At 51.5% G+C, this 7,967-nt stretch carries 8 protein-coding genes and 1 pseudogene; 3 read left to right on the top strand and 6 right to left on the bottom strand.

What is annotated here, in order from left to right:
* Window positions 1-163, top strand: a pseudogene (locus tag ACM6IN_RS06125) (fructose-1,6-bisphosphate aldolase); the annotation flags it as partial.
* A 196-nt stretch (window positions 164-359) separates the two neighbouring features.
* Here the strand turns inward: ACM6IN_RS06125 and ACM6IN_RS06120 are convergent.
* The 5 genes from ACM6IN_RS06120 to ACM6IN_RS06100 form a co-directional block, all read right to left on the bottom strand.
* The gene (locus ACM6IN_RS06120; RefSeq protein WP_414915599.1) at window positions 360-605 is read right to left on the bottom strand and encodes a hypothetical protein; all 246 of its coding nucleotides are present in this window, start codon (window positions 603-605) and stop codon (window positions 360-362) included.
* A 310-nt stretch (window positions 606-915) separates the two neighbouring features.
* Window positions 916-2,115: a type II toxin-antitoxin system HipA family toxin gene (locus ACM6IN_RS06115; protein WP_414915598.1), complete on the bottom strand. Its 1,200-nt coding sequence runs from the start codon at window positions 2,113-2,115 to the stop codon at window positions 916-918.
* On the bottom strand, window positions 2,112-2,363 hold the full coding sequence (locus ACM6IN_RS06110) for a helix-turn-helix domain-containing protein (RefSeq protein WP_007913766.1): 252 nt from the start codon (window positions 2,361-2,363) through the stop codon (window positions 2,112-2,114). The genes ACM6IN_RS06115 and ACM6IN_RS06110 overlap by 4 nt, the downstream gene beginning before the upstream one ends.
* A 101-nt stretch (window positions 2,364-2,464) precedes the next feature.
* Window positions 2,465-2,827 carry a DUF6124 family protein gene (locus ACM6IN_RS06105; RefSeq protein ID WP_007913768.1) on the bottom strand — a complete coding sequence of 121 codons (363 nt, stop codon included), beginning with the start codon at window positions 2,825-2,827 and terminating at the stop codon, window positions 2,465-2,467.
* 471 nt (window positions 2,828-3,298) lie between these two features.
* Window positions 3,299-3,676, bottom strand: a complete 378-nt coding sequence (locus ACM6IN_RS06100; RefSeq protein WP_123376199.1) for a hypothetical protein — start codon at window positions 3,674-3,676, stop codon at window positions 3,299-3,301.
* Window positions 3,677-4,263: 587 nt separating this feature from the next.
* On the opposite strand from ACM6IN_RS06100, the gene ACM6IN_RS06095 reads away from it, so the two are divergent.
* Window positions 4,264-4,674: a hypothetical protein gene (locus tag ACM6IN_RS06095; RefSeq protein WP_414915597.1), complete on the top strand. Its 411-nt coding sequence runs from the start codon at window positions 4,264-4,266 to the stop codon at window positions 4,672-4,674.
* Window positions 4,675-4,825: 151 nt separating this feature from the next.
* Here the strand turns inward: ACM6IN_RS06095 and ACM6IN_RS06090 are convergent, their stop codons facing one another.
* The gene (locus ACM6IN_RS06090; RefSeq protein ID WP_007913770.1) at window positions 4,826-5,494 is read right to left on the bottom strand and encodes a polysaccharide lyase family 7 protein; all 669 of its coding nucleotides are present in this window, start codon (window positions 5,492-5,494) and stop codon (window positions 4,826-4,828) included.
* A 321-nt stretch (window positions 5,495-5,815) separates the two neighbouring features.
* On the opposite strand from ACM6IN_RS06090, the gene ACM6IN_RS06085 reads away from it, so the two are divergent.
* Entirely contained in the window at window positions 5,816-7,939 is a 2,124-nt protein-coding gene (locus ACM6IN_RS06085) for a putative bifunctional diguanylate cyclase/phosphodiesterase (protein ID WP_414915596.1), read from the top strand.
* The last annotated feature ends 28 nt before the right edge of the window (window positions 7,940-7,967 follow it).

Genomic DNA, 7,967 nt, shown 5'->3' with positions numbered 1-7,967 from the left:
ACGTAAATTCTTCGGCGCGACTGTGACTGCGATGCGTGATGTGTGTATCGCTCGTTATGAAGCGTTCGGTACTGCCGGTAATGCTTCGAAGATCAAACCGATCTCGCTGGAAGCGATGTACCAGCGTTATCTGAAGGGTGAGTTGAACGCTAAGGTTAACTAAGCCTGAGCGTTAGACTGCTTTAAAAGAAACCCGCCGTGAGGCGGGTTTTTTGTGGGGGGACTTTTTCGCCTGACGAAGTTATCTAAAAGTTTGTCAACCTTTTGTGAATCTGATTCCATAGGTTTGGCCTAAATTCGGCCCGCCGTATTTAACGGTAACTGTGCCTAGCAAGTTATTGTCGGTTCCATCAGTTGATTCATCTCAATACTGAGAGTGCTTGGGCCATGCTTGGTCTCATCTCTTTTCTTGGCATCTGATTTCGCTGTAAGAATATAAGTCCGGTGGATTTTGTGCAGTCGCCATTGACACCGAAGTCAAGTCCGTAATAGTCCATGTAGCCGTTACTTATTTTGCCAGTTTGCTGGGCTGGATCGTCAAATTTGAGTGTGGCGGCATGCTCTTCGCCGGCGGAGTTAAATACAAAGCCATTGTAAGTTTTCATGATATACGCCTTATGTGTATTCAAGTATTAAAGTTAAATAGGTTGTCTCGTATTGCGTCGATGAGATTAGGCGAAAGGTAGTTGCAGGTAATCTCTAATAAATGACAGGTTTTAATATTTTTTCGCTATAATGGTTCTGGTTTTTTAATAAAACAAGGAGGTGCAAAAACAGGTATGAAAGCGATGTATCAGTGTTGTCTGAAGGGGGGCTTCAAGGCTAAGGTTAAAAGCTTGAGCAGTTAAACTTCTGATTCAAAAAAACTGCCGTGAGGCGGTTTTTTCTGCGCGGTGATTTCTCGTGGTAGCGACGCTATCCAAAAGTCAAAGAAAATGGCGCTGCCGCGTGCTCAATGGCGTTGATCACATGAGGCGCCTGTTCGCGATATAGAGGATAGCGTTTGAGCACGGCTTCAACCGAGGCGAGCAGATGCTGAATGCGCTCCTTGGGTTGGTCGATTTCACAGGTGTGGGCAAATTCCAGGAGCCCTTGCCGTGAGGCGAACATTGACTTGTTACCCGCCAGATCCAATGCCAGAACATCTTCTGGAATATAGGCCGTGGTGTTGACGATGTCGTAAGCCGGCGCCAGATGCGCATCGCGTCGCGTCGGTTCGGAATAGAGTAATCCGAAGTTTTTCAAATGAGCGTCGCCATTCCCAACGATGCAACTCAGGGCAACGCTATCGAAGAGTTGATCAAGCGACGTACGCAAGTGTTTCGCCGGGCAAAACACTCGGATAGCCTTCGCGATTGCCGCATAACTTTTGCTGTACTTCTGATTAGCCGACAGCCCCATCAGCACCGCCATGTCTTCAAACCCAATCGGCTTGAGTTGGTCGTCGCGGTCAAATCGACGCATGACAAACAGCTTGGCGTTGTCGGAAAGGTAAAACGGTGGGACGGGAATACCCGCCTCTTTCGCCATGGACATGCAAAGGAATTCGTTGATCGCCAGGCCCGGAAATTCGTCTCTGCCACTCTTGATGATCAGATCCGAGGTTTTGGATGTCACTCTCGGCAATGCTATTTCTTGCCGCTCCGGCACCAGCAACTTGGGTTGAACACCTGAAATGCCTGCCCGCAGGATGTAGCGATCAAGCATGTCGGCGAAGATATCTTCCGTACCGTCCCACGTGAGAATCTCTTCGAGTTTTTCTCCCGGAAATTCTTGCGCCTGCAACAATGCATCAACGGTTTCAGAGCGTACATGAACCCTGCCAATGGGCGATGTACTGCCGGAAAGCGCCAGTAGCAGCATTGGGTCGACGTTCACAGTCTTTGCCAAGCGGTTGCGCAACTGCTCCAGTACGTAGCCTTCTGGTAGGTTCATTTGAAAAACAGGGTGCAACTCACGCCGACGAAAGTCGTCATGTCGTACAGGCATCGAGAGGCTGATCGCCATTTGTGGCGATGCATCTTCGTGATAACGGAAAGTGAAATCATCGGCATCGCTGAACAGTCTGCCGCTATTACCTTCAGGGGTGCTGACTTGAAGAGAGGCCATTTTCATTCGAATAAATCTCCAAGCTCTTCAAGGGTGGGCATCGTTGCTGGAACCACCGAGAGTTCACAGTCCAAAGCAGCCAAAACGCGTGCGTAAGCGATCATGCCGACAGAAAGGGTGCCTTTCTCCACCGCGATGACTTTGTATCGCGTCAGTCCCGCCAGATCGGCAAGCTGAGCCTGCGTCAGGCCACGATTTATACGTTTTTCACGTAATTGAATGCCGAGACGGGTAATTAAAAGAGAGTAATCCATGTTGCGCTACCGTAACATTTTGATGTCAATGTAGCGTATGCAGAACATTTAATCCATTTGAGCTAAGAAACCCGCCATAAGGCGGGTTTTTTTGTGGTCGGTTATTCCTTTAGCTCGACATGATCCAGTGCCTGATTCACTGCCAGTTCGCCGAGCATGACCACTTGCGCGATGCCTAGCGCGGTCTTGCGGTGTGAGGTGTCGAGCATGGCGGCGAAGTTGTTGAGCATTTCGCTGGCAGAACCCAAGGTTTCGCTGGCGTTGGCCAGCAGGGATTCGGTGTTGTACTTCGGGTTGGCGAGGTACATGGGTTCGGGTTTGTGTGTGCTGGCCATGATGAAGGCGGACGGTTTGAGGTAATGGTCGAGGGCGCGCTCGGCGGCGTCGTTGAGTTTTTTTGAGTCGAGGGATTCGTACGGGGATGCGGGATCTGTTTCTGGCGGGTGTGGCGTTGATTTTGTCATTTGCTCGAAACCTGATTTGAGTGCCCCCGCTTTGGCTACTAAATCAAAGTGGAGGCAACTGTACGCAGGTTAGTAGACCGGGGTTTCGAGCAAGCCGGCGCACCCGAAGGTGCCCTGCGCACAGCTACCATCAAGCGCAGGTATGGGAATACCTGACTGACAGATGCTTGTGCACAACGCTTGAAACCACGGGCTACTAAACCCGATCACTGGGAATCAGTGACGCGAATCAAGTTACCGATGGCCCGCCAGGCGCACAAGCCGGCGGATTCTGGCGTAGTGGTAGGCAACGGCGCAAGCTGTTGTAGGCATCCGGAAGTAACGGTTGGAGTCTTTAAACGCCGGCGTTTAAAAAATCTGGTTGGTGATAAATAACCTGTGGCGAGGAAGCTTGCTCCCTCGCCACAGGGGGCAGTGTAGAAAGGGGAGAATCATCATGTTTGGATTTAAATAAATCTATCCCCTCATTGGTTATTGAAGTTTATCCGCGATGGTGGCATATCCAAAATTTGTGCCGCTGCTTGGTCCTGACAAGTCTTTATAAAAAGTCCAGTGCCCTGTAACGGCTCCGTCTTTGTATTCGTCGCCAATCCACTCTTCGAACCACTTTTTATTGTCGCGATCATAGTTGGCGTAAAATGCCCATTCTGCTGTGGAGATTTTAAATGATAAGTCGGTACGTTTTTTTTCGGAGTTGAAATTAAACCCTCCGCTGATATTTAGGTTGTCACCGTTAGGAGCTACGAATGTGCCTGTAAATTTCCCGGTTTTTTCGTCCATCGTGGAAATTGTAAGCCGAAGTGCGTCTGGTCTGGAGTTGTAGGTACCAAGCATGTCTGAGTTTGACATTGGGTTTGCCTCCGAATTGAGTTGTTGATGTGGTTTCCATCGTTGAATGTCGTTGAATGCCTCAAGAAGTTCTTTTGTGAACAGTTTGGTTTAACGAATGCGGGTCGTCACCTGTAATATCTGACAGGTTTTTATGTTTTTTCTACATATGCTTAAAGTGAAAGGTTCTATCAAGGCCTCCGCTCCAAAGATTGTTGTGGGTAGCTTGATGCGGTCTTTCGAAATGTCGTTGACGAGGTTCATGGTAGCGTTTTCGCTATGTTGACCATAAACCTGAAGCGCGAAGGTGTTTTTGTAGTGCTGTCGGTACTGTGATTCTTGAAAAGCCAGATTGTCACAGTGTTCGACAGCTCCTACAAACGGAGGATTTTTTGGTTGGTGGCTTACTGTCAAGATTGATAGTTGTTTAGATCGAATCGAAATGGATATCTAGGGCTTATAGCTTTTTTGGTCCTTTATGTCTGTTGTTTGTTATTAGAGTTATTTTTGATTTCTAAATGCTCTAACAACCTGTCAGAAGTTACAGTTGGAGAAGGGAGGGTGATTTCTTACTGTGGCGCTTCAACTGGTTTTTGGAGTGAATAAGCATGAGCACGATAAAAAAAGAAGACTTGGATGCAATTCCAATGATGGATGATTTTGGAAGGGTAGAAGTTAATCTGGATATTGGGAGCGGCCCAATTATCTATAAAAGTCAACCTTATAGACAAGTCGTTGATAATAATTTTTATTTTAAAGCCCGGGGGCAAGATCCTTATAATCAATACTATGTGATGTTGCGATTTGATCGAATGATGCCTGTAGGTGAGTACGACATTATATTCAATCTAGATAAAATTCTCGCTCGCACGGATTTCCCGGGGCAGGGGCTAGTCGATTACCGTGAAGGGAAATTGAATTTGAAGAAAAATGGCGAATATCCAGAGGGCAGCTTTCTTTTTACTAAACAGGGAGTAAGGGTTGAGGGAAAATTTAGCTTCAAAGGAGAAAAAAACTAGCTGTTTTGATCAATGCGATCGATTTGGTGTTTTTCGTTTGAAGTTTCGTTGTGGGTAAATAATAAATTGGGTGGCGAGGAAATAATCTGTCTCGCCACCTGCATTTACTCAGTGATCTGAAAAAAGAAACATATTATTTTCTGTGCGGTCGCTACTTGTCATGATCAATATCAAGCTTGCTGAACGTCACCTGCCCCCCTTCACTCGTATACCCCGTGTTGTCCTGCACATAAACCCCAGCCTTGAAATACAACGGCTTGTTTCGCCAAGTCGCGCTGATCTGTGAGTCCCACTGATAACCCGCCGCACTGACACCCAACGCACCGCCAGGGCTCAAGTGGATGAGGTAGTTGAATTCGCGATCCAGTTTGACCCCGGTGGCGAGGGTGATGACGCGACTTTCGTCGTCATCCGGGTGCATGCGCACCTTGATCACCAGATTGCCGGTTTCTGTTTTTGTCTTGTACTGATATTCAAGTTTGACCATCGGCTTCTGGCTTTCATAAGCATGAATCTGGCCGATGACGATCTTGCCCGAGCTGGGCACTTTGTTGACGGTGAGGGTCGCGCGCAGCAGGTTGTCGGCATCCGGGTAATACCAGTTGCGCAGGGTGCCGTTGCTGTAGGTTTCACGCAGTTCGGTGCGCGGGTAGATGGCGTTTTCGGTTTTTGACCCGGTAACCGGTGACCAGAAGAACAAGGTGCCGGTGTCGGAATGGAAGTATTGATCTTTGAAGCCGTTCACCAGTTTGGAGGTTTCGACGGTGTATGGCGGGCTGCCAACGGGAACGCTGAGGTTCCAGGTTGCGAGATCGATCATGTCTGTTCTTCCACTCAAAATTCGCTGCACGTACGTGCCAGAAGCTCTAGCCCGCACGTTTTGGGGCGGCCTTTATAAGCGTAGAGGGAAAATTTGTTAACGCCCGTTTGGCAGATGATTGACGTCAACATCCTGTCGAAATGCCATCTATGCCGGTTCCCGGGGGCTTCAGCGGTGACCGTTAGTCGGCAAATTCACGCTTTGGTTAAATGATGGCCTGATGACAGCTTCTGCTTTCTTTGATCCAGTACTAGAGTGAAGGCTCAGTATGTGTGCGGTTTTTACCGGAAGCCGACCAAAAGTCCCGACAAGAGAAGCAGCATGGAATGCGCGCAACCCCCGCCAGGCGAAGGCAGCTCTGTCCTTTTGATCGTTGATGATTACCCTGAAAATCTGATCAGCATGCGCGCGTTGCTGCAGCGCCAGGATTGGCACGTCCTCACCGCAGCCTCCGGTTTCGAAGCGCTCAATATTCTGCTCTCGCACGACGTCGATCTGGTGCTGCTGGACGTGCAAATGCCGGGCATGGACGGCTTTGAAGTCGCGCGCCTGATGCGTGGCAGCCAGCGCACGCGCCTGACGCCGATCATCTTTCTGACCGCCAACGAACAGTCCCAGGACGCCGTGATCAAGGGCTATGCCAGTGGCGCGGTGGATTACCTGTTCAAGCCGTTCGACCCGCAGATACTCAAGCCCAAAGTGCAGGCGTTGCTGGAGCACCAGCGCAATCGCCGCGCCTTGCAGCGCCTGAGTCATGACCTGGAAGTGGCGCGCGCCTTCAATGCCTCGGTGCTGGATAACGCGGCTGAAGGCATTCTGGTGGTGGGCGAAGACGGTTTGATCCGCTTTGCCAATCCGGCGATTTCGCGATTGTTGAACGCGCCGGTGAAGGAGCTGGAAGGTAAGGAGTTTCTCGATTTTCTTCAGAAGCCGCACATTCCGCTGTGGGCCGATTCCGAGTTTTATGCCAGCTACAAGCGTGGCGAAACATTAAGACTGCACGATGCCTTGCTGCGCACCGCGCCCGGCCAGCAAGTGCCGGTGGCGCTGTCCTGTGCGGCGTTGCCTGCCGAGCAACACGCGATGGTGGTCACCGTGCTGGACATGTCGGTGGTGCGGCACTTGCACCAGCAACTCGAATTCCAAGCGGTGACCGATCCACTGACCGGGTTGCTCAACCGCCGCGGCTTTTACCAGACTGTTGAAAATCTGCTGTTGCGTGGTGAGCGCAGTGATAGCAGTTGGGTCTTGCTGTATCTGGATCTTGATGGCTTCAAACGGGTCAACGATTCACTCGGTCATGATGCCGGCGACCGGGTGTTGCGCTGGGTCTCCGAGCAATTGAAGGCCTGCCTGCGACCGTTCGACATTCTCGCGCGCATGGGCGGTGATGAATTCACCGCGCTGCTGGATCTGGAGTTCCCCGAGCAAGCGGCGAAGATTGCCGAAAAACTCATCGAGCGAGTGTCGATCTGTCAGCAGATCGAAGGGTTGGACATCGCTCTCGGCGCCAGCATCGGCATCGCCACTTACCCGGACTGCGGCTCGAACCTCGACGGATTGCTGCGTGCTTCCGACATCGCCATGTACGAGGCCAAACGTGCCGGACGTCAGCAATATCGTTTCTACGATCATGAAATGAATGGCCGGGCGCGCTCGCGGTTGATGCTCGAAGAGAGCGTGCGTGCCGCCATCGAGAATCGCGATTTCAATCTGGTCTATCAACCGCAGGTGGCTATCGACACGGGCCAGATTCGTGGCTTTGAAGCGTTGTTGCGCTGGCAGCACCCGAGTGTCGGCGATGTGCCGCCGGGGTTGTTCTTGCCGCTGCTGGAAGAGGCGCGGCTGATCAGCCGCCTCGGCAGCTGGATTTATCATCGCGGCGCCGGTCAGCGTAAAGCCTGGGAAACCCTTTTTGCCGAGGATCTGGTGCTCGGCGTGAGCTTGAGCAACACCCAGTTCAGCCTGCCGAATCTGGTCACCGAGTTGCGTCAGGTGATGGAGCGACACGCCTTGCAGCCTCGGCAACTGGAGGTCGAAGTCACCGAAGAAGCGCTGATGCAAAACCCCGACGAAACCCGCAAACAGCTGCGTTTGCTGCGCAATCTTGGGGTGCGGGTGGCGCTGGATGACTTCGGTTCCGGGCCGTGTTCGCTGGCGCATCTGCGCGATCTGGAACTCGATACGCTGAAAATTGATCGCCATCTCATCGCGCGATTGCCGGACTCCAAACGCGACGCCTCGCTGGTCAGCACGGTCATCAGTCTGTGCAAGCAATACGGTTTGCTGGTGATCGCCGAGGGCGTTGAAACCATCGAGCAATACCAATGGCTGCAAGCCCACGGTTGCGAGTATGTGCAGGGCTTCCTCGTGGCCCGGCCATTGATCGCCGAGGACGCGGTCAGCTTCGCCGAGCCGTTTGACTGGAGCGCGCTGCCCGTTTGAATTCGCTACACTGGCGGACCTTTTTCGA

This window comes from Pseudomonas sp. IT-P395 (genome assembly GCF_949767675.1).
Classification (GTDB): Bacteria; Pseudomonadota; Gammaproteobacteria; order Pseudomonadales; family Pseudomonadaceae; genus Aquipseudomonas.
This window is presented reverse-complemented; position numbering and strand designations above follow the sequence as displayed.

Excerpts from the sequence above, each read along its gene's own strand:
- ACM6IN_RS06100 (WP_123376199.1), bottom strand. The coding sequence starts at position 3,676 with ATGTCAAACTCAGACATGCTTGGTACCTACAACTCCAGACCAGACGCA.
- ACM6IN_RS06085 (WP_414915596.1), top strand. The coding sequence starts at position 5,816 with ATGGAATGCGCGCAACCCCCGCCAGGCGAAGGCAGCTCTGTCCTTTTG.
- ACM6IN_RS06115 (WP_414915598.1), bottom strand. The coding sequence starts at position 2,115 with ATGAAAATGGCCTCTCTTCAAGTCAGCACCCCTGAAGGTAATAGCGGC.
- ACM6IN_RS06110 (WP_007913766.1), bottom strand. The coding sequence starts at position 2,363 with ATGGATTACTCTCTTTTAATTACCCGTCTCGGCATTCAATTACGTGAA.
- ACM6IN_RS06090 (WP_007913770.1), bottom strand. The coding sequence starts at position 5,494 with ATGATCGATCTCGCAACCTGGAACCTCAGCGTTCCCGTTGGCAGCCCG.
- ACM6IN_RS06095 (WP_414915597.1), top strand. The coding sequence starts at position 4,264 with ATGAGCACGATAAAAAAAGAAGACTTGGATGCAATTCCAATGATGGAT.
- ACM6IN_RS06120 (WP_414915599.1), bottom strand. The coding sequence starts at position 605 with ATGAAAACTTACAATGGCTTTGTATTTAACTCCGCCGGCGAAGAGCAT.
- ACM6IN_RS06105 (WP_007913768.1), bottom strand. The coding sequence starts at position 2,827 with ATGACAAAATCAACGCCACACCCGCCAGAAACAGATCCCGCATCCCCG.